Source organism: Mitsuaria sp. RG (genome assembly GCF_028369275.1).
In the GTDB taxonomy this organism is placed as follows: Bacteria; Pseudomonadota; Gammaproteobacteria; order Pseudomonadales; family Pseudomonadaceae; genus Aquipseudomonas; species Aquipseudomonas peradeniyensis.
Genome location: NZ_JAQMYQ010000001.1, coordinates 130,733 through 150,128, shown reverse-complemented (window position 1 = coordinate 150,128; position 19,396 = coordinate 130,733). Strand labels below are relative to the sequence as shown.

The following is a 19,396-nucleotide window of genomic DNA, read 5'->3' as shown; positions in this document are numbered from 1 at the left end:
GGCAAACCGCGATGGTCACGCAATCCTTGTTGCCTTTACGGGCCCTTTCGCGGCACAAGGCCGCTCCTACAGGGAAACGCGAATACCTGTAGGAGCGGCCTTGCGCCGCGAAAGGGGCGCAAAGCGCCCCCAAATGCGAAATCAGCAGTCCGGTTTGCCCGCCGTGAACTTCTTCGCCGGGTTCACCGCCGCCTTGAACTCGCGCAGGGCCTTGGCGCCCACCAGCAGCGGGTAGTTGAAACTGCTGCGGTCGACCAGGTTGACCTCCACGGTGCGCTTCACGTCGCCCAGGCACAGTTCCAGGTCGACCACCGGGCGGCGCGACAGCTCGGGGGCATCGCCTTCTTCTTCCTCGTCGGCGCGGTTCTTGATCTTGCTGATGCGCGCCAGCTTGTGTTCGTAGACCTTGCCATTGGCATTCTTGGTGGCCAGGCGGAAACGCACCCAGTCCTCACCGTCGCGGGTGAACAGCTCGATATCCTTGGCCGATAGCGACGCGGTGTAGGCGCCGGTGTCCATCTTGGCCTTGAGGGTTTCACCGATCTCCGGCAGGGCGATGTTCTCGTAGCGACCGTACAGGGTGGGCTCGGCGGCCATCACCGGCAGCGCCAGAAGGGACAGCAGGGCAAGCAGGGGTTTCACGGGGCAGGCTTCCTTGAGAGGGGTCAGTGCTTAGACTGCGCAGGCAGGATAGGTTCGCTGGCAAAGGTTAAACAACACAATGTGAAACATTTGTCCCAGTTAATGGACGTACGACGTTTGGCGTAGGCCACTGCCCTGCTTATCATTAGCCACCGTTTACCTCACACCAACAAGAGTCTCCTTATGCGTCGCCTGCTGACCGGCACCCTCACCCTTACCCTGCTGCTGCTCAACACCCTGGTGATGATCGGCCCGTTGCTGGTCTTCGCCCTGCTCAAGCTGGTACTGCCCGGCCGTGGCCGCGACTACGCGTCGGCCGCGGTGATGTGGATCGCCGAGACCTGGTCGGAAGTCGACAAGGCCATCTTCGCCCTGTGCATCCCCACCCAGTGGGACATCCGCGGCGTCGATACCCTGCGCCAGGACACCTCGTACCTGTGCGTGAGCAACCACCAGACCTGGGTCGATATCCCGGCGCTGATCGAGAGCCTCAACCGCCGCGTGCCGTTCTTCAAGTTCTTCCTCAAGAAAGAGCTGATCTGGGTGCCGCTGCTGGGCCTGGCCTGGTGGGGCCTGGATTACCCGTTCATGAAGCGCTACAGCAAGGCCTTCCTCGACAAGCACCCCGAACTCAAGGGCAAGGACCTGGAGATCACCAAGGCCGCCTGCGAGCTGTTCAAGCGCCAGCCGGTGACCGTGGTCAACTACCTCGAAGGCACCCGCTTCACCGAGGCCAAGCGCCAACAGCAGCAGTCGCCCTATCGCCACCTGCTCAAGCCCAAGGCCGGCGGCGTGGCCTTCGTCCTGGCGGCGCTGGGCGAGCAGCTGGATGCGCTGCTCGACGTGACCATCGTCTACCCGGGCGACAAGGCACCGGGGTTCTGGGACCTGCTCAACGGCAGCATCAGCCGGGTGATCATCGACATCCGCGTGCGCGAGCTGGATCCGGCGCTGAGCGAAGGCGACTACGAGAACGACCCGGCCTTCCGCCAGACGGTGCAGGCCTGGGTGAACCAGCTGTGGCTGGAGAAGGACCAGCGGATCGAGCAACTGCGCGCCGAAATGCGTTGAAGCCCGCGCCTACAGCATTTCGCGGTCCCTTGTAGGAGCGGCCTTGTGCCGCGAAAGGGCCGCACAGCGGCCCCTGCACTCTTGGCCTAAACGCTGGGAACCTGGGGCCGCTACGCAGCCCTTTCGCGGCACAAGGCCGCTCCTACCCTGCCCGCGTCTGGCGCTCAAACCGATGGCTGGCTCAACGGCGCAGGTGTGTTCCACAAGCTCCCCAGATTCTGCAACAACGACCCGGCAATCCCCTGCTGCCCCAGATACTGCAGGATCAACGGCGCGAACTGCCCGATCATCCCGGTATCCATGCCCAGCGCCTTGAAGGCGGTGTCCAGGTCGTTGCGGTTCTGCACCTCTCCGCCCAGCGCGTTGCCCAACGCCGAGCTGTTCTGGTCATTGCCGAGCAACTGCCCCAGCCCGCTCAACCCACCCAGCGCATTGGTGCCCGATAGCAGGTCCAGCCCCGGCACGGCCTTGGTCAGTTGCCCATAGTCGTCGCCGCTGAGGTTGTTGCGCGCCAGCCCCAGCATCGCCCCGGCGCCACCGATCGCCTGCTCGGGGGTGATCTTCAATTCGCTGCCCAAGGTATTGAGCAGGTTGGCCTGGCCGGCCGGGGCCTGCACCTGGCCCTGTTGATTCTGGTTCTGCATGGCCGAGACGGCGTTGGCCGCGTCGCTGAGGTTGAAGGCGAACACCGGGCTTGCGGCCAGGGTCATCAGGGTTGCCAGGGTGAATGCTTTCATCGGGAGGGACCTCGTCGGCCGGAATGGCCGGGAAACGAGGGGTTGGACTGGAGTGCAGGGGGTTTGTTCCGGGCCGGCCATCGGTGTTCATTACAAGGGCCATATCGCGGGGCAAGCCCGCTCCCACGCGGCGCTGGGTCATTCGTGGAAGCGGGCTTGCCCCGCGATGGACATTTACTGGCCAGCTCTGTTTTCCACCGCACTGGCCAGCGCATCCGCCTGCCCCCAGGCGATCTGCATGGCTCTTAGCCCAAGCTTGAGCAATTGCCGCGTCTCCTCGTCCTCGATGCGGTCCAGCGCCCGGTGGCTGTCGCTGAAGGCGAACATCAGGTAGTGGGAGACGTTGGCCAGTACATACTCCATGGGCACGACACCGTCGTGGATGGCGCGGGCGAGGGATTTGTCGGGGGGTAAGGCGAATTGGTGGGGTGGGTCGGGGACGATCTTTTTCATGGCAGTCACCTGAATGCAGTGATGCTGCACCATTCGTTTCCACACAAAAGGGTGGCAGCTGTACACGGGGTGGAAACCCGGATGCATTCAGGAAAACCCGGTAGGCACAAAGCCTCCCGCGCACAGCTGCCATGACGACACGTCCAGAATGCATATCCGGGTTTCCACACCCGATCGCTGAACCGACAGCGACCAAGAAAGCCTAGTGGGCAGGATTTCCCCGGACAATCAGACGTGAATTGACAGATTGCGAAGGATATTTCCTGCAGCCCTACGAATACAGTGAGAAACAGCCTGAGAACGAGTAGGAGCTTTCCGATGACCTGGTATTTTTGTCAGTTGTCACTTACCTCACTCTCATCGCAGACTTAACCAAAGTCCCTCGGATGATGTTCACATGGCACAGGAATATGAGTTCAAGGCAGCTGTCGGACTGCTGGCTTCAGACATGCAAGGGTCCGTTCTGCTCCACCGCCGGTTACCAGATGCACTTAGATTGTCGTATACACCTTACGGGAGTTTATCTCCAGAAATCACCAAGCCTCCCCTGCTAGGTTTCAACTCTCAGTTACGTGACCTCGCTGGCCGTTACCTGCTGGGCAACGGTTATCGTTTGTTCAGTCCGCAGTTAATGCGATTTCTCTCACCAGACAGTCTAAGCCCTTTCGAGGCCGGCGGTATAAATGCCTACATTTACTGTTCCGCTGACCCCATAAATAACATTGACCCAAGTGGCCACACCAAAACAAGACCACTAGCTTATCTCCTCGACCCTATTGGCATCTCGCAAGGCCACATATACAAATCAGTAATCGTCGACGGAGAACGCAGGCTAGATCCGAGCCAAAAATTGACTCTCAGTCCAGACTACAAAAATGCAATAACCTCCAAAACCAAAGAATCTGAGGATCTCTTAAACAAACTAAACAGCCTAAATGACGACAGACATGTAAAACAATACACCACACTAAGAGCCCAGCACACGAAACATCAAAAGGCAATGAAAGCAAATCCGCGCAGCGATAGAGGAGAAAAGGACCTTTACCGCAGAGACTTGGATTCTGCGTCTAGCCTTATAAGTGAAATGGAAACCATCGAGCGACAGCGCCCAACAGTAAAAGAGTGGTTGGAACTACGCACAATCGAACAAACGATAAAAAACGACATTACAAAAGCAGGAGCAATTCTGAGAATTGAAGATTGAGTCGCTACCAATTCGATTCTTTTTCGTTTGCGCCCAAGAATCTGAAGCTCCGAACATTTCAACCTCGGACAACAACAATGCTTCCCCGCCTCAAGCAACAGCCCCAAAAGCTGAGCTACCAACTTCGAATTGTTGGCAGATGACAGGTCATCTAATAATTAGCTTAAGCTTCAACCATTGGAGCAAGATCGCTGACTTGTGACCTTGCTCCAATGTCAATCTCACGCCGCACTAAACGTCCTATGCGGATCAATCACAAACTTCTTCGGCACCCCCGCATCAAACTCGCCATACCCCTCCGGCGCCTGATCCAGGCTGATCACCTGCACCCCCACCACCTCTGCGATATTGATGCGATCCCACATGATCGCCTGCATCAGCTGGCGGTTGTACTTCATGGTCGGGGTCTGCCCGGTGTGGAAGCTGTGGGACTTGGCCCAGCCCAGGCCGAAGCGAATGCTCAGGGCACCAATCTTGGCGGCGGCATCCACCGCGCCCGGATCTTCGGTCACGTACAGGCCAGGAATACCGATCTTGCCGGCCACGCGGGTCACCTGCATCAGCGAGTTGAGCACGGTGGCCGGGGCTTCGTGCTTGGCGCCTTCATGACCATGACCACGGGCCTCGAAGCCGACGGCATCGACGGCGCAGTCCACTTCCGGCTCACCGAGGATATCGATGATCTGTTCGTGCAGCGGAGTGTCCTTGGACAGGTCGACCACTTCGAAACCTTGCGACTTGGCGTGAGCCAGCCGGGCCGGGTTGAGGTCGCCGACGATCACGCAGGCGGCGCCCAGCAGGCGGGCGGAAGCGGCGGCGGCCAGGCCGACCGGGCCGGCACCCGCCACGTACACGGTGCTGCCCGGGCCAACACCCGCGGTGACGGCGCCGTGGTAACCGGTGGGGAGGATGTCGGACAGGCAGGTCAGGTCGCGGATCTTCTCCATGGCCTTGTCGCGGTCCGGCAGTTTCAGCAGGTTGAAGTCGGCGTAGGGCACCAGCACATACTCGGCCTGGCCGCCGGTCCAGTCGCCCATGTCGACGTAACCGTAGGCGCCACCGGCGCGGGCCGGGTTGACGGTGAGGCAGACGCCGGTGTGCATCTCTTTGCACGAGCGACAGCGGCCGCAGGCGACGTTGAACGGCACCGACACCAGATCGCCGATCTTCAGGCGTTCGACATCACGGCCCATTTCGACGATTTCACCAGTGATTTCGTGGCCCAGGACCAGGCCGACCTGGGCGGTGGTGCGGCCACGGACCATGTGCTGGTCGGAGCCGCAGATGTTGGTGGAGACCACCTTGAGGATGACGCCGTGCTCGATCTTCTTGCCGCGCGGGTCCTGCATCTTGGGGTAGTCGATCTTCTGCACCTCGACCTTGCCCGCGCCGAGATACACCACTCCACGGTTACCAGACATGCTTCTTACCTCGCTTGATTTGTATTTATGCAGCGGTGGTGGAAAGCGCCGCCTTTCCGTGGGCGGCCTGTGTTACTGGAATGCAGGGGATTGTGGGCTGGATGGGAGGTGGGGCGGTGACTGGATGCGACAGGGGGATGTCTTTTTGCGGCAGGACAAAAGCTGGGGCCGCTGCGCGCCCCTTTCGCGGCACAAGGCCGCTCCTACAGAGGGAATGCGATCCCTGTAGGAGCGGCCTTGTGCCGCGAAAGGGCTGCGCAGCAGCCCCGGCACTCGATCAGAGAACTACTGTGCGATTGGCGTTAAGGAACACCCGCCGCTCGATGTGATAACCAACAGCCCGCGCCAGGGTCAGGCACTCGATATCGCGCCCCTTGGCGATCAGGTCCTCGGGATAGTGGGCATGGTCCACCACCTCCACGCCCTGGGCGATGATCGGCCCTTCGTCCAGGTCGTTGTTGATGTAGTGGGCCGTGGCGCCAACCATCTTCACGCCCTTGTTGTAGGCCTGGTGATACGGCTTGGCGCCTTTGAACCCCGGCAGCAGCGAGTGATGGATGTTGATCGCCCAGCCATCCAGCCGCCGGCACAGCTCCGGCGACAGCACCTGCATATAGCGGGCAAGAATGACCAGCTCGGCGCCGCTCTCCTCGATCACCTGCAGCACCTTGCGCTCCTGCGCCGGCTTGTCGTTCGGGTCGAGGGCGAAGTGGTAATAGGGGATCTTGTGCCAGTGCGCCAAGGGTTCGAGGTCGGGGTGGTTGGACACCACCGCGACCACATCCATCGTCAGCTGGCCGATGCGCTGGCGATACAGCAGGTCGTTAAGACAATGGTCGGCCTTGGACACCATGATCACCACCTTGGGGCGGTGATTCGGCGCGGTCAGCTCGAAGGCCATGCCGAACGCCTCGCTGCGCTCGGCCAGCCCCGCACGGAAGGCATCCTCGTCGAAACCGTCCGGGACGCGGAACTCCACGCGAATGAAGAACCGCCCCGACAGCCGGTCATCGAAAGAATGGTGCTCGGTGACGTAGCAGCGCTGCTCGTAGAGATGACGCGTCACCACATCGACCGTGCCGAGCATGCTCGGGCAGTCGGCAGTGAGAATCCAGGTGTCCGGTGCCCGACTCATGGGTAATGCTCCTTACGCTTCGATAGCCAGGCCGTACTCGGCCGATGCGTCCTGCAGCCACAGCCACCAGTAGTCTGAGAAGCTGCGGCGGATCACCAGCTCCCAGGTGTCCTCGGCAGTGCGACGGATCACCAGCTGCGACTTGGCGAACACGGTACCGACAGCCTTGCCGACCGGGAAGTTGTTCGGGTGTACATCATAGCTGGTGGATTTCATCAGCACGTCGCGCACGTTGGGGCCGCGCAGCTCGAGCAGGGTCTGCCCGCCGCTGACGTTAACCACCTGGATATGCTGGCCGTCGAGGGCGTCGCGCAGTTTCTGCTCGACGGCGAACTCCTGGCCGCCGGGGACGATCAGCAGCCACTCGTCCGGGCCCACCCATTGCAGCGACATCTCGTTGTTGGCGACCACGGTCAGGGCCACCGGCAGCTCCAGGCCCAGGGCCTTGTGCACGCCGCCGGCGAAGGCCTGGTCATGGCCGTTGCCACGGATAGTCAGGTGGCCGAGGAGTTTCTTTTCGCGCAGGGTCACGCCTGCGTTCTTGCGGCCCTTGCCGACCAGGCTGGCCAGGTCGGCGTGGTGCAGCGGCGACTGGGCCTTGGCATCGGAGCCCGGGTTTTGCTGGAAGACGTTGATAGCGCTCATTTCTTACCTGCCTTGAATTCTGTGGGTCAGAGCGACACCGAACCTGTGGGAGCGGGTTTACCCGCGAATGCGGCGGTACAGCCAACATCGCATTCGCGGGTGAACCCGCTCCCACAGGGCCCGGCGTTACCAGCCGCAAGCCTTAGACGTTCTGCCGCTCGCCCTTCGGATCGAAGAACACCGAAGACACGATCTCGGCCTCGATCACGCTGCCGTCGGCCTGGGGCGAATACACTCGCTCGCCCAGGCGCTTGAGACCGCCCTTGACCACGCCCATGGCGAACGAATAGCCCAGGGAGTTGGCCGCGTAGCTGGAGGTGACGTGGCCGACCATGTCCATCGGGATCGGCTGCTTGGGATCGAACACCAGCTGGGCGCCTTCCGGCAGCCACACGTTCGGGTCCACAGGCTTGAGGCCCACCAGCTGCTTGCGGTTCTCGCGCACGGTGTCCTCGCGGTTCATGCCGCGCAGGCCGATCCACGAGTACGGTTTGTTGCGACCGACGCACCAGCTCATGTTGAGGTCGTCCGGGGTCATCGAGCCGTCAGTGTCCTGGCCGACGATGATGAAGCCCTTCTCGGCGCGCAGTACGTGCATGGTCTCGGTGCCGTACGGGGTCAGGTTGTACTTTTTACCGGCCTCGACGATCTGTTCCAGCACGCCCATGGCGTAGTTGGCCTGGACGTTGATCTCGTACGACAGCTCGCCGGTGAACGAGATGCGGAACACCCGCGCCGGCACGCCGCCGACCAGGCCTTCCTTCCAGCTCATGAACGGGAAGCCTTCCTTGTCCAGGTCGATGTCGCTGACCTCGGCCAGCAGCTTGCGGCTGTTGGGGCCGGACAGGGTCATGGTCGCCCAGTGGTCGGTGACCGAGGTGAAGTACACCTTCATGTCCGGCCATTCGGTCTGGTGGTACAGCTCCAGCCACTGCAGCACGCGGGCGGCGCCACCGGTGGTGGTGGTCATGATGAAGTGGTTGTCGCCAACGCAGGCGGTCACGCCGTCGTCGAAGACCATGCCGTCTTCCTTGCACATCAGGCCGTAGCGGGCCTTGCCCACGTCGAGCTTGGTCCAGGCGTTGGTGTAGATGCGGTTGAGGAACTCGCGGGCATCCGGGCCCTGGATGTCGATCTTGCCCAGGGTCGAGGCGTCCAGCAGGCCGACGCTGTCACGCACGGCCTTGCATTCGCGGGCCACGGCGGTGTGGATGTCTTCGCCGGGCTTGGGGAAGTACCACGGGCGCTTCCACTGGCCGACGTCCTCGAACTCGGCGCCGTTCTTGATGTGCCAGGCATGCAGGGCGGTGAAGCGCACCGGCTCGAACAGGTGGCCGCAGTGCCGGCCCGCCACCGCGCCGAAGGTCACCGGCGTGTAGTTGGGGCGGAACATGGTGGTGCCCATTTCCGGGATGCCTATCCCGAGCGAACGAGCGGCGATGGCCAGACCGTTGATGTTGCCCAGCTTACCCTGGTCGGTGCCGAAGCCCAGGGCGGTGTAGCGCTTGACGTGTTCGACCGACTCGAAGCCTTCGCGGGTGGCCAGCTCGATAGCGGCGGCGGTGACGTCGTTCTGCTGGTCGACAAACTGCTTCGGCGCACGGGCGGTGCCTTTGTCGTGGGGCACCTGGAACAGCGCCACGGTGGCCTCTTCCTTGCGCGCCAGGGTTTTCGGCAGGGTGCCGACGCTGGCCTTGAAGCCGGCCTCGGTGGCGGCGCGCACGCCGCCCTCGAAGCCGTCGGCGATCACATCGCCCAAGGCGTAGACACCGTTCACACCACCGACGCACACGCGCTTCTGCGGGGCATCGCCCGGCACGAAGCCGAGGATGTCTTCACGCCACACCGGGCGACCGCCCAGGTGCGAGGCCAGGTGCACCACCGGGCTGTAACCGCCGGAGGTGGCGATCAGATCACAGTCGAGAGTTTCCCCAGGGCTGGTGACCTTGTGCGCCTGCACATCGATAGCGGCCACGCGGGCACCGGTGACGTGCTTGCTGCCCTTGGCCTCGATCACGGCGCTGGAGGTAAGGATGCGGATGCCCTTGGCGCGGGCTTCTTCGACCAGCGAACCGCGTGGATTGTGGCGGGCGTCAGCGATGGCGACCACTTGCAGGCCGGCGTCGTGCCAGTCCAGCGCGGCGCGGTAGGCGTGGTCGTTGTTGGTCGACAGCACCAGCTTGCGGCCCGGGGCCACGCCATAGCGGCGCACGTAGGTCGATACGGCGCCTGCGAGCATGTTGCCCGGCAGGTCGTTGTTGCCGTACACCAGCGGACGCTCGTGGGCGCCAGCGGCCAGCACCACGCGGTTGGCACGCACACGGTGCACGCGCTGGCGCACCTGGCCGATCGGCGCACGGTCGCCGAGGTGGTCGGTGAGGCGCTCGTGGATGGTGAGGAAGTTGTGGTCGTGGTAGCCGTTGACCGTGCTGCGCGGCAGCAGGGTGACTTCCGGCAGGCTTTCCAGCTCGGCCACCACGGCATGGACCCAATCGGCGGCCGGTTTGCCATCGAGGGTTTCGCGACTGTCGAGCAAGGTGCCGCCGAACTCTTCCTGCTCGTCGGCCAGGATCACCCGGGCACCGCTACGGGCAGCAGCCAGCGCGGCGGCCAGACCGGCAGGGCCGGCGCCGACGATCAGCACGTCGCAGTGCTGGTTCATGTAGTCGTAGCTGTCCGGGTCGTTCTGCAGCGGCGCACGGCCCAGGCCCGCCGCCTTGCGGATGTACTTCTCGTAGGTCATCCAGAACGACTTGGGGTACATGAAGGTCTTGTAGTAGAACCCGGGCGGCATCATGTTGCCGCCGACCTTGCCGATGATGCCCATCATGTCGTTGTTGACGTTCGGCCAGCCATTGGTGCTGGTGGCCACCAGGCCGGCATACAGGGCCTGCTGGGTGGCGCGCACGTTGGGGATCTGGGTGGCTTCGCTGGAGCCGATCTGCAGGATCGCATTCGGCTCTTCGGTGCCGGCGGCGATGATCCCGCGCGGGCGCGAATACTTGAAGCTGCGCCCGACGATGTCGACGCCGTTGGCCAGCAGCGCGGCGGCCAGGGTGTCGCCGGCATAGCCCTGGTAGGTCTTGCCGTTGAAGCTGAAGTTCAGCACCTTGCTGCGGTCGATACGGCCGCCGCTGGCGAGGCGATAGGTCTGGCTCATACTTTTTCCCCTTGGCCCTTGGCGGTCGCTGGCGCGGTGCTCTGTTTCGAGGCGGCGGTGACCTGAGGCTTCTCGCCGATCTTGTAGGTTTCCAGGATCTCGTAGGTCACGGTGTCGCGGGTGACGTTGAAGTACTGGCGGCAACCGGCGACGTGGTCCCACAGTTCGTGGTGGATGCCGCGCGGGTTGTCACGGAAGAACATGTAGGTGCCCCACTCCTCGTCGGAGCAGGCGTTCGGGTCCAGCGGGCGGGCGATGTGCGCCTGGCCCGACGCGTGGAATTCTTCCTCGGAGCGCAGCTCGCCGCAGTGGGGACAGAAGATTTGCAACATGACGGTTGTCTCCGGGTCAGTGGGCGACGGCAGCGGCGCCGTGTTCGTCGATCAGCGCGCCGTTGTAGAAACGGTCGATGGAGAATGGCGCGGCCAGCGGGTGCATCTCGCCCTTGGCCAGGCTCGCGGCGAACACGTTGCCCGAGCCCGGGGTGGCCTTGAAGCCGCCGGTGCCCCAGCCGCAGTTGAAGAACATGTTCTTCACCGGGGTCTTGGAGATGATCGGGCAGGCGTCGGGGGTGGTGTCGACGATGCCGCCCCACTGGCGGTTCATGCGCACGCGGGAGAGGATCGGGAACATCTCGACGATCGCCTGCAGGGTGTGCTCGATGACCGGGTACGAACCGCGCTGGCCGTAGCCGACCCAGCCGTCGATGCCGGCACCGATCACCAGGTCGCCCTTGTCGGACTGGCTGATGTAGCCGTGCACGGCGTTGGACATGATCACGCTGTCGATGATCGGCTTGATCGGCTCCGATACCAGTGCCTGCAACGGGTGCGATTCGAGCGGCAGGCGGAAGCCCGCCAGCTTGGCCATGTGCCCGGAGTTACCCGCGGTGACCACGCCGACGCGCTTGGCGCCGATGAAACCCTTGTTGGTTTCAACGCCGATCACGGCGCCATTCTCTTTACGGAAGCCGATCACCTCGGTCTGCTGGATCAGGTCCACGCCCAGGGCGTCGGCGGCACGGGCGAAGCCCCAGGCCACGGCGTCGTGACGGGCCACGCCGCCACGGCGCTGCACGGTGGCGCCGAGGATCGGGTAGCGGGTGTTCTTCGAGCAGTCGAGGTACGGGATCTCGGCCGCGACCTGCTCGGTGCGGATCAGCTCGCCATCCACGCCATTGAGGCGGTTGGCGTTGACCCGGCGCTCGGAGTCACGGATGTCCTGCAGGGTGTGGCACAGGTTGTAGACGCCGCGCTGGGAGAACATCACGTTGTAGTTGATGTCCTGGGACAGCCCTTCCCACAGCTTCATGGCGTGTTCGTACAGGTGCGCCGACTCGTCCCACAGGTAGTTGGAACGCACGATGGTGGTGTTGCGGGCGGTGTTGCCGCCGCCCAGGTAGCCCTTCTCGACCACCGCCACGTTGGTGATGCCGTGCTCTTTCGCCAGGTAGTAGGCGGTCGCCAGGCCATGGCCGCCACCGCCGACGATGACCACGTCGTAGACCTTTTTAGGGGTCGGCGTGCGCCACATGCGCTGCCAGTTCTCGTGGTGGCTGAGGGAGTGCTTGAAGAGGCCGAAGCCTGAATAACGTTGCATGGTGTTCTGCTCCACTCAGCGGTAGACCGGGAAGTCGGCGCACAGGGCGGCGACGTTCTTGGCCACATCGGCCTCGACATCGGCGTCGCCCAGGTTGTCCAGCACATCGCAGATCCAGCCGGCCAGCGCCACGCACTGGGCAACCTTGAAGCCACGGGTGGTGACGGCCGGGGTGCCGATGCGCAGGCCCGAGGTGACGAACGGCGACTGCGGGTCGTTGGGCACGGCGTTCTTGTTGACGGTGATATGGGCGCGGCCGAGGGCTGCGTCGGCGTCCTTGCCGGTCAGGCCCTGGCGGATCAGGCTGACCAGGAACAGGTGGTTGTCGGTGCCGCCGGAGACCACGTCGTAGCCACGGTCGATGAACACCTGGGCCATGGCCTGGGCGTTTTCGATGACCTGTTTCTGGTAGCTCTTGAACTCAGGCTCCAGCGCTTCCTTGAAGCACACCGCCTTGGCGGCGATCACGTGCATCAGCGGGCCACCCTGGGCGCCGGGGAACACGGCGGCGTTGAGCTTCTTCTCGATCTCTTCGTTGCTCTTGGCCAGGATCAGGCCGCCACGCGGACCGCGCAGGGTCTTGTGGGTGGTGGTGGTGACCACGTCGGCGAAGGGGATCGGGTTGGGGTACAGGCCGGCGGCGACCAGGCCGGCAACGTGGGCCATGTCGACGAACAGCAGCGCGCCGACTTTATCGGCGATCTGACGGAAGCGTGGGAAATCCAGGGTCTTGGAGTAGGCCGAGAAGCCGGCGACGATCATCTTCGGTTTGTGCTCGACGGCCAGGCGCTCGACTTCGTCGTAGTCGATCAGGCCGGTATTGGTGTCGATACCGTACTGCACGGCGTTGTACAGCTTGCCCGAGGACGACACCTTGGCACCGTGGGTCAGGTGGCCGCCGTGGGCCAGACTCATGCCCAGGATGGTGTCGCCGGCCTGCAGCAGGGCGAGGTACACGGCGCTGTTGGCCGAGGAACCGGAGTGCGGCTGGACGTTGGCGTAGTCGGCGCCGAATAGCTGCTTGGCGCGCTCGATGGCCAGGGCTTCTACCTTGTCCACATGCTCGCAGCCGCCGTAGTAGCGCTTGCCCGGGTAACCCTCGGCGTACTTGTTGGTCAGGCCGCTGCCCTGGGCCTGCATCACGCGCTTGCTGGTGTAGTTCTCCGAGGCGATCAGCTCGATGTGATCTTCCTGGCGCTGTTCCTCGGCATTCATCGCCGCCAGCAGTGCGTCGTCATAACCCTGGATCTGGTCTTGCTTGCTGAACATCGTGTATCTCCCGGCAGCGATCGTTTCTTGTCTGGTGAGGGTTTTCCCACCCTTTGCAGCGATGGTATGACCGGGCACGGTGGTACAGATGCCTGCGCGCGCCTTGCAATGGCGCGTTTACGACATTCATCCACCGACAACACCAATCCCTGTAGGAGCGGCCTTGTGCCGCGAAAGGGCTGCGCAGCAGCCCCGACGATTTGTGCCATGCCATACATCCTGGGGCCGCTTCGCGCCCCTTTCGCGGCACAAGGCCGCTCCTACATAGGCAACCGCCAAATCGATGGTTTAGAGTGCGATCCTGCGTCGTACAAAAGGACAGGCGTCATGACCGACAACAACCAACAATTCGCCAGCGACAACTACTCCGGCATCTGCCCCGAAGCCTGGGCCGCGATGGAAAAGGCCAACCACGGCCACCAACGCGCCTACGGCGACGACCAGTGGACCGAACGCGCCTCGGAATACTTCCGCAAGCTGTTCGAGACCGACTGCGAGGTGTTCTTCGCCTTCAACGGCACCGCCGCCAACTCCCTGGCCCTGGCCTCGCTGTGCCAGAGCTACCACAGCGTGATCTGCTCCGAGACCGCCCACGTCGAGACCGACGAATGCGGCGCGCCGGAGTTCTTCTCCAACGGCTCCAAGCTGCTGACCGCCGCCAGCGTAAACGGCAAGCTGACGCCCCAGTCGATCCGCGAAGTGGCGCTCAAGCGTCAGGACATCCACTACCCCAAACCTCGCGTGGTGACCATCACCCAGGCCACCGAAGTGGGTACCGTGTATCGCCCCGACGAGCTCAAGGCGATCAGCGCCACCTGCAAGGAGCTGGGCCTGAACCTGCACATGGACGGCGCGCGCTTTACCAACGCCTGCGCGTTCCTCGGCTGCTCGCCAGCCGAGCTGACCTGGAAGGCCGGGGTTGATGTGCTGTGCTTTGGCGGCACCAAGAACGGCATGGCGGTCGGCGAGGCAATCCTGTTCTTCAACCGCGACCTGGCCGAGGACTTCGACTACCGCTGCAAGCAGGCCGGGCAACTGGCGTCGAAGATGCGTTTCTTGTCGGCGCCGTGGGTCGGGCTGCTGGAGGATGGCGCGTGGATGCGCCATGGCAAGCACGCCAACCACTGCGCGCAGTTGCTGGCGTCGCTGGTGAGCGATCTGCCGGAAGTCGAGCTGATGTTCCCGGTGGAGGCCAACGGGGTGTTCCTGCAGATGCCAGAGCATGCGCTGGAAGTGCTGCGCAACAAAGGCTGGCGCTTCTATACCTTCATTGGTAGCGGTGGGGCGCGGTTCATGTGTTCGTGGGATACCCAGGAAGCCCGGGTGCGGGAGCTGGCGGCGGATATCCGCGCCATTTTCGGCGCCTGACAGATCGCATTCGCGGGTAAACCCGCTCCCACAGGTACGGCACCGTCTTCAAGGGCAGTGATCAACCTGTGGGAGCGGGTTTACCCGCGAAGAATCCAACATCGATCTAAAGCCTGAACCCACCCATCTGCCGCGCCAGATCATCAGCCAGCCCACGCAACGCCTGGCACTCCTCGCGACACCCCTGCACTTCGCTGGCCGTCTGCCGCGCCAGGTCGGAAATCCCCTGCACCGTCCGGTTGATCTCCTCGGTCACCGCCGACTGCTCCTCGGTTGCCGTGGCCACCTGCTCGTTCATGCCGCTGATGCGCTCGACCTGATCGGTGATCGCCCCCAGCGAAGCCCCTGTACGCTGGCTCGACTCGACCCCATTACCGGTAGCCTGCTGTCCCGCCTGCATCGACGCCACGGCGGTGCCCGCACCCTGCTTGAGACGGTGGATCATCTGCTGCACCTCGTCGGTGGACACCTGGGTCCGCCGCGCCAGGGTCCGCACCTCATCGGCCACCACGGCGAAGCCCCGGCCCATCTCGCCGGCCCGCGCCGCTTCGATGGCGGCATTGAGCGCCAGCAGGTTGGTCTGCTCGGAAATACTGCGGATCACCGCCAGCACTTCGTCGATCGAGGCGACCTCGTCCGCCAGCTGCGTTACCGCCTCGGCAGCGCGGCCAATCTCGCCGGACATGCCTTCGATGTTGTGGATGGAACGGCGTACCACCTCCCGCGCCTGCAACGCCTCGTCGCGCGCCGACTGCGAGGCATGGGCGGCGGAGCCGGCATTCTGGGCGATGTCCTGCACGGTCAGGCCCATCTCGTGCACGGCGGTGGCGACCATCTCGGTCATCTCCTGCTGGCGGCCCGAGCGCTCGGCGGTGTTGTCCACCACCTGGGTCACCTGCTCCACCGACAGGTGCAGGCGCTCGGTGGTGCGCAGCACTTCACCGATCAGGCCGCGCTGGCTGTCGAGGAAGCGATTGAAGCCGCGGGCCAGGTCTCCCAGCTCGTCCTGGCGCGAGTCGTCCAGGCGATGGCTGAGATCACCCGCGCCACCGCCGATCTGCACCAACGCCGCCGTGACCTGACGAATGGGCCGCACCAGCCCGCGCGCCAGCAGCACCACCAGCAACAGCGAAAGCAGCGCCACACCGCCGCCGATCAGGCAGGTCTGCCAGATGGCCTGGCGGGCCTGGGCGTAGATCTCGGCTTCCGGCACCTCGGCCACCAGGGTCCAGTTCAGGTCACGCAGGGGCAGGCCCAGGGCCAGGTAATCCTCGCCATCACGCTGGAAACGGCTGCTGCGCAGGCCTTCACCGCCCACCAGCACGGCCTTCGCCGCCTCGACGTCCAACTGCTCGGCAAGTTGGCGCTTGCCACTGAACTGCTGGTCGGGATGGACCTGGATCAGGCCGTCATTGCGCACCAGGAACACTTTGCCGTGCTCGCCGAAACTGAAATCGTGGATCAGCTTCGACAGTTCGGTCATACGCAGGCCCATGCCGGCGACGCCGACCAGCTGGCCGTCCTTCTCGACCCGATAGTCGATAAATAGCGCCAGCTCACCAGTGGAGCCGTCGATATCGATGTTGATCAGGCGCTCGGCGCCGCTGTCGATGTAGCCGTAGAACCACTTGTCCTTGGGGTTGGCGCGGCTGAGGGTGCGGTCCAGGCCCTTCTCGTTGTAGTAGTGGCCGGTGACGGTCGAGGCGAACAGGGTGGTGAAGGCGTGGTTGCGCTGCTTGGCCGCGTCCAGGTATTCGATGAAGCGTGGCAGCTCGGCCGGGGCTTCACCGGCGGCCAGCCAGTCGCGCAGGAGGGTGTTGCCGGCGATGTCCGCCGCCGCCACCAGCGGCTGGCCGAGCATGCGCTCGATATCGTTGCGGATGGCCTCGACACTGGCTGGCAACGCCGTGTCCACCAGGTAGCGCTCGGTGAGACGGTTGAGCGCCATTGTGTAGATCACCACCACCACCAGGATGCTCGCCAGCAGGGCCGCGCCCATGCTTGCGATCAGTTGCCACTGGATACTCCGCCGCCAGATATGCATGCCCCACTCCCCGATAATTATTGTTTTTCGGGAAGTGTATACACTTAAGTATCCAGTTATTCCAGTGATCCGAGACAGCACAAAACAACTGTGGGAGCGGGTTTACCCGCGAAGACGATGGTGGCTTCACCGACGTCTTCGCGGGTAAACCCGCTCCCACAGGGGATGCTTGAGCGCTTTACTGGTCGCCGATGGTCCGGCTGATAGCATCGACCGTGGCGTCGATCTGCGCCTGGGTGCGCTCGAGGGTGCTGTCGTGCTCACGCTGCAGCTCGATCTGCTTGGAGCACAGGTTCAGCGCGGCCAGCACCAGCAGCTTGTCGCCGATCAGGGTCGGGTAGTTGCGCTTGGTTTCGGCCAGCGCGACGTTGAGCATGCGCACGGCCTGGGAGAGGGTTTCTTCCTGGCCTTCGGGCGCCTTGAGCGAATAGTCGTTGCCCAGGATCGACACGACATTGACCGGCTGCGCTTGCAGTCTCATGCGTTCACGACACCCGCGCTGGCGCGCTCGACCAGGGCCTGGATGCGGGCGGCGGTGGCGCCGTGCTTCTCTTCCTGCTCCATCAGCGACAACTGCAGGCTGTCGTTCTCTTCCTTGGCCTGGGCCAGTTCCTGGCCGAGGCTGGCGTTCTGCTCGGCCAGTTGCGCGTTCTTGTGCATCAGGTCGCTGACCAGTTGCTCGAGTTGATTCAGGGAAGTTTCCAACATGCGTCTATCTCGGGTTGTTGCAAAGGGCGCACACGATAAGGAAAAACTGCCGCCCCCGCCATTAAATATCGGATTCAAAAGGTGTTTGCCAGGTTCAGGTTGACCCAGGATCGGCCCCCTTGTTCCGACCTGGATCAACCGCTGGTCAGGAAAATAGTTAGCTGCCTCACAATTTTTGCATGACGGACTCAAGACTGGCCGGTCACGACCGATAGGCAGGCAGGTCTTCTTCCGTCGCATGGATCGCGGCACCTCTTCTGCCTTGGGAACTGCCTCCATGTCCTTACGCAATATGAATATCGCGCCGCGCGCGCTGCTCGGGTTCGCCGTGATCGGTCTGCTCATGCTGGGCCTCGGCGTGTTCTCGCTGATCCAGATGGGCAACATCCGCCAGGCCGGCGTGACCATCGAGGAAATCAGCGTGCCCAGCATCAAGACCCTCGACGAGCTGACCGCGCTCAACCTGCGCCTGCGCACCCTGTCCTACCGCCTGCTGCTCAACCGCGAACCGGCCACCCAGCAGGACACCCTGCGCCTGCTGGACGAGCGCAACGCGCAGATAGACAAGGCCCGCCGCGCCTACGAGCCGCTGGTAACCGCCGCCGACGAGAAAGCCGCCTTTGACCAGTACGGCCTGCTGCTCAACCAGTACCGCCAGCTCGAGGCACGCATGCGCACGCTGAGCCAGGCCGGCGACCTCGACGCCCTGCGCGACCTGCTCAACCGCGACCTGCTGGACAACTCCGAGCAGATCAACAAGATCATGGACACCCTGGTGCGCATCAACACCGACCAGACCAGCGCCACCAACGCCCAGGCCGCCGAGCAGTACAGCGGTGCCTTCGGCCTGGTGATCAGCCTGCTGGTGGCCGCCACGGTGCTGACCCTGCTGTTCGCCTTCCTGCTCACCCGCAGCATCGTCAAGCCCATCGATGAGGCGCTGAAGTCCGCCGAGCAGATCGCCGAGGGCGACCTCACCCACCACATCGATGCCGAGGGCACCGACGAGGCCGCGCGCCTGCTCAAGGCCATGGCCAAGATGCAGGACAAGCTGCGCGACACCCTGCAGCTGATCGCCGGTTCCGCCACCCAGCTGGCCTCCGCCGCTGAAGAGCTGAACAGCGTCACCGACGAAAGCGCCCGGGGCCTGCAGCAGCAGAACAACGAGATCGAGCAGGCCGCCACCGCCGTCACCGAGATGACCAGCGCGGTCGAGGAAGTGGCGCGCAACGCGGTGAGCACCTCCGAGGCCTCCAGCGAAGCCAGCCGTTCGGCCGGCGATGGCCGTGACCTGGTGATGGAGACCGTGGGCGCCATCGAGCGCATGAGCGGCGACGTGCAGTCCACCGCCAAGCTGATCACCCACCTGGCCGAGCAGTCCCGCGATATCGGCAAGGTGCTGGACGTGATCCGTGGCCTGGCCGACCAGACCAACCTGCTGGCGCTCAACGCCGCCATCGAGGCCGCCCGCGCCGGCGAGGCTGGTCGTGGCTTTGCCGTGGTCGCCGACGAGGTGCGCGCACTGGCGCATCGCACCCAGCAGTCCACCAGCGAGATCGAGCGGATGATCGGCAGCATCCAGGGCGGCACCGAGCAGGCCGTGGACTCGATGCGCACCAGCACCGAGCGCGCCGAGTCGACCCTGAACATCGCCCGTGGCGCGGGCCTGGCGCTGGATACCATCGCCGGCGCGGTGGCGCAGATCAACGAGCGCAACCTGGTGATCGCCAGTGCGGCGGAAGAGCAGGCCCAGGTCGCCCGTGAGGTGGACCGCAACCTGGTGAATATCAACGACCTGTCGGTGCAAAGTGCTACCGGAGCGCATCAGACCAGCGCGGCGAGCGCGGAGCTGTCGCGTCTGGCTGTGGATCTGAACGGGTTGGTGGCGCGGTTCCGCACCTGATCCTCAAACGCATCGCGGGGCAAGCCCGCTCCCACGC

At 63.8% G+C, this 19,396-nt stretch carries 17 protein-coding genes; 4 read left to right on the top strand and 13 right to left on the bottom strand.

What is annotated here, in order from left to right; translation table 11 throughout:
* Window positions 1-141: 141 nt before the first annotated feature.
* Window positions 142-642, bottom strand: a complete 501-nt coding sequence (rloA2, locus tag POF53_RS00685) for a retropepsin-like aspartic peptidase RloA2 (protein WP_203649768.1) — start codon at window positions 640-642, stop codon at window positions 142-144.
* A gap of 183 nt (window positions 643-825) precedes the next feature.
* Between rloA2 and yihG the strand changes: the two genes are divergently transcribed.
* Complete coding sequence (yihG, locus tag POF53_RS00680; RefSeq protein ID WP_186712626.1) at window positions 826-1,713, top strand: 1-acylglycerol-3-phosphate O-acyltransferase, YihG family; 888 nt, start codon at window positions 826-828, stop codon at window positions 1,711-1,713.
* 164 nt (window positions 1,714-1,877) lie between these two features.
* Here yihG and POF53_RS00675 read toward each other — a convergent pair whose 3' ends face one another.
* Complete coding sequence (locus tag POF53_RS00675; protein WP_498965868.1) at window positions 1,878-2,450, bottom strand: DUF2780 domain-containing protein; 573 nt, start codon at window positions 2,448-2,450, stop codon at window positions 1,878-1,880.
* 174 nt (window positions 2,451-2,624) lie between these two features.
* Window positions 2,625-2,903 carry a hypothetical protein gene (locus tag POF53_RS00670; protein WP_062572570.1) on the bottom strand — a complete coding sequence of 93 codons (279 nt, stop codon included), beginning with the start codon at window positions 2,901-2,903 and terminating at the stop codon, window positions 2,625-2,627.
* Between the two features lie 397 nt (window positions 2,904-3,300).
* Between POF53_RS00670 and POF53_RS00665 the strand changes: the two genes are divergently transcribed.
* On the top strand, window positions 3,301-4,107 hold the full coding sequence (locus POF53_RS00665; RefSeq protein ID WP_498965866.1) for an RHS repeat-associated core domain-containing protein: 807 nt from the start codon (window positions 3,301-3,303) through the stop codon (window positions 4,105-4,107).
* A gap of 221 nt (window positions 4,108-4,328) precedes the next feature.
* On the opposite strand, the gene fdhA is transcribed toward POF53_RS00665, so the two are convergent.
* The 7 genes from fdhA to POF53_RS00630 all read right to left on the bottom strand — a co-directional run bounded on the left by fdhA (window position 4,329) and on the right by POF53_RS00630 (window position 13,336).
* Window positions 4,329-5,528, bottom strand: a complete 1,200-nt coding sequence (gene fdhA, locus POF53_RS00660; protein WP_069015871.1) for a formaldehyde dehydrogenase, glutathione-independent — start codon at window positions 5,526-5,528, stop codon at window positions 4,329-4,331.
* Between the two features lie 277 nt (window positions 5,529-5,805).
* The gene (purU, locus tag POF53_RS00655; RefSeq protein WP_475859978.1) at window positions 5,806-6,663 is read right to left on the bottom strand and encodes a formyltetrahydrofolate deformylase; all 858 of its coding nucleotides are present in this window, start codon (window positions 6,661-6,663) and stop codon (window positions 5,806-5,808) included.
* A gap of 12 nt (window positions 6,664-6,675) precedes the next feature.
* Window positions 6,676-7,308, bottom strand: a complete 633-nt coding sequence (locus POF53_RS00650) for a sarcosine oxidase subunit gamma (protein ID WP_186731738.1) — start codon at window positions 7,306-7,308, stop codon at window positions 6,676-6,678.
* A 142-nt stretch (window positions 7,309-7,450) separates the two neighbouring features.
* Window positions 7,451-10,468 carry a sarcosine oxidase subunit alpha gene (locus POF53_RS00645; RefSeq protein WP_232855030.1) on the bottom strand — a complete coding sequence of 1,006 codons (3,018 nt, stop codon included), beginning with the start codon at window positions 10,466-10,468 and terminating at the stop codon, window positions 7,451-7,453.
* Window positions 10,465-10,800, bottom strand: coding sequence for a sarcosine oxidase subunit delta (locus tag POF53_RS00640; protein ID WP_028688435.1), 336 nt, complete (start codon window positions 10,798-10,800; stop codon window positions 10,465-10,467). Before POF53_RS00640 ends, POF53_RS00645 begins: the two co-directional genes overlap by 4 nt.
* A 16-nt stretch (window positions 10,801-10,816) precedes the next feature.
* The gene (locus tag POF53_RS00635) at window positions 10,817-12,067 is read right to left on the bottom strand and encodes a sarcosine oxidase subunit beta family protein (RefSeq protein WP_110735299.1); all 1,251 of its coding nucleotides are present in this window, start codon (window positions 12,065-12,067) and stop codon (window positions 10,817-10,819) included.
* A gap of 15 nt (window positions 12,068-12,082) precedes the next feature.
* On the bottom strand, window positions 12,083-13,336 hold the full coding sequence (locus POF53_RS00630; RefSeq protein WP_203649757.1) for a serine hydroxymethyltransferase: 1,254 nt from the start codon (window positions 13,334-13,336) through the stop codon (window positions 12,083-12,085).
* A gap of 327 nt (window positions 13,337-13,663) precedes the next feature.
* Between POF53_RS00630 and POF53_RS00625 the strand changes: the two genes are divergently transcribed.
* Window positions 13,664-14,704, top strand: a complete 1,041-nt coding sequence (locus tag POF53_RS00625; RefSeq protein WP_254464413.1) for a threonine aldolase family protein — start codon at window positions 13,664-13,666, stop codon at window positions 14,702-14,704.
* A gap of 106 nt (window positions 14,705-14,810) precedes the next feature.
* Here POF53_RS00625 and POF53_RS00620 read toward each other — a convergent pair whose 3' ends face one another.
* The 3 genes from POF53_RS00620 to POF53_RS00610 form a co-directional block, all read right to left on the bottom strand.
* Complete coding sequence (locus POF53_RS00620; protein WP_498965860.1) at window positions 14,811-16,748, bottom strand: methyl-accepting chemotaxis protein; 1,938 nt, start codon at window positions 16,746-16,748, stop codon at window positions 14,811-14,813.
* Window positions 16,749-16,926: 178 nt separating this feature from the next.
* Window positions 16,927-17,229: a cell division protein ZapA gene (locus POF53_RS00615; RefSeq protein ID WP_203649751.1), complete on the bottom strand. Its 303-nt coding sequence runs from the start codon at window positions 17,227-17,229 to the stop codon at window positions 16,927-16,929.
* Window positions 17,226-17,456 (bottom strand): hypothetical protein, encoded by a 231-nt coding sequence (locus POF53_RS00610; protein WP_028688440.1) that lies wholly within the window; start codon window positions 17,454-17,456, stop codon window positions 17,226-17,228. Before POF53_RS00610 ends, POF53_RS00615 begins: the two co-directional genes overlap by 4 nt.
* A gap of 277 nt (window positions 17,457-17,733) precedes the next feature.
* Here POF53_RS00610 and POF53_RS00605 point away from each other — a divergent pair, with 277 nt between their 5' ends.
* The gene (locus tag POF53_RS00605) at window positions 17,734-19,359 is read left to right on the top strand and encodes a methyl-accepting chemotaxis protein (protein WP_203649748.1); all 1,626 of its coding nucleotides are present in this window, start codon (window positions 17,734-17,736) and stop codon (window positions 19,357-19,359) included.
* The last annotated feature ends 37 nt before the right edge of the window (window positions 19,360-19,396 follow it).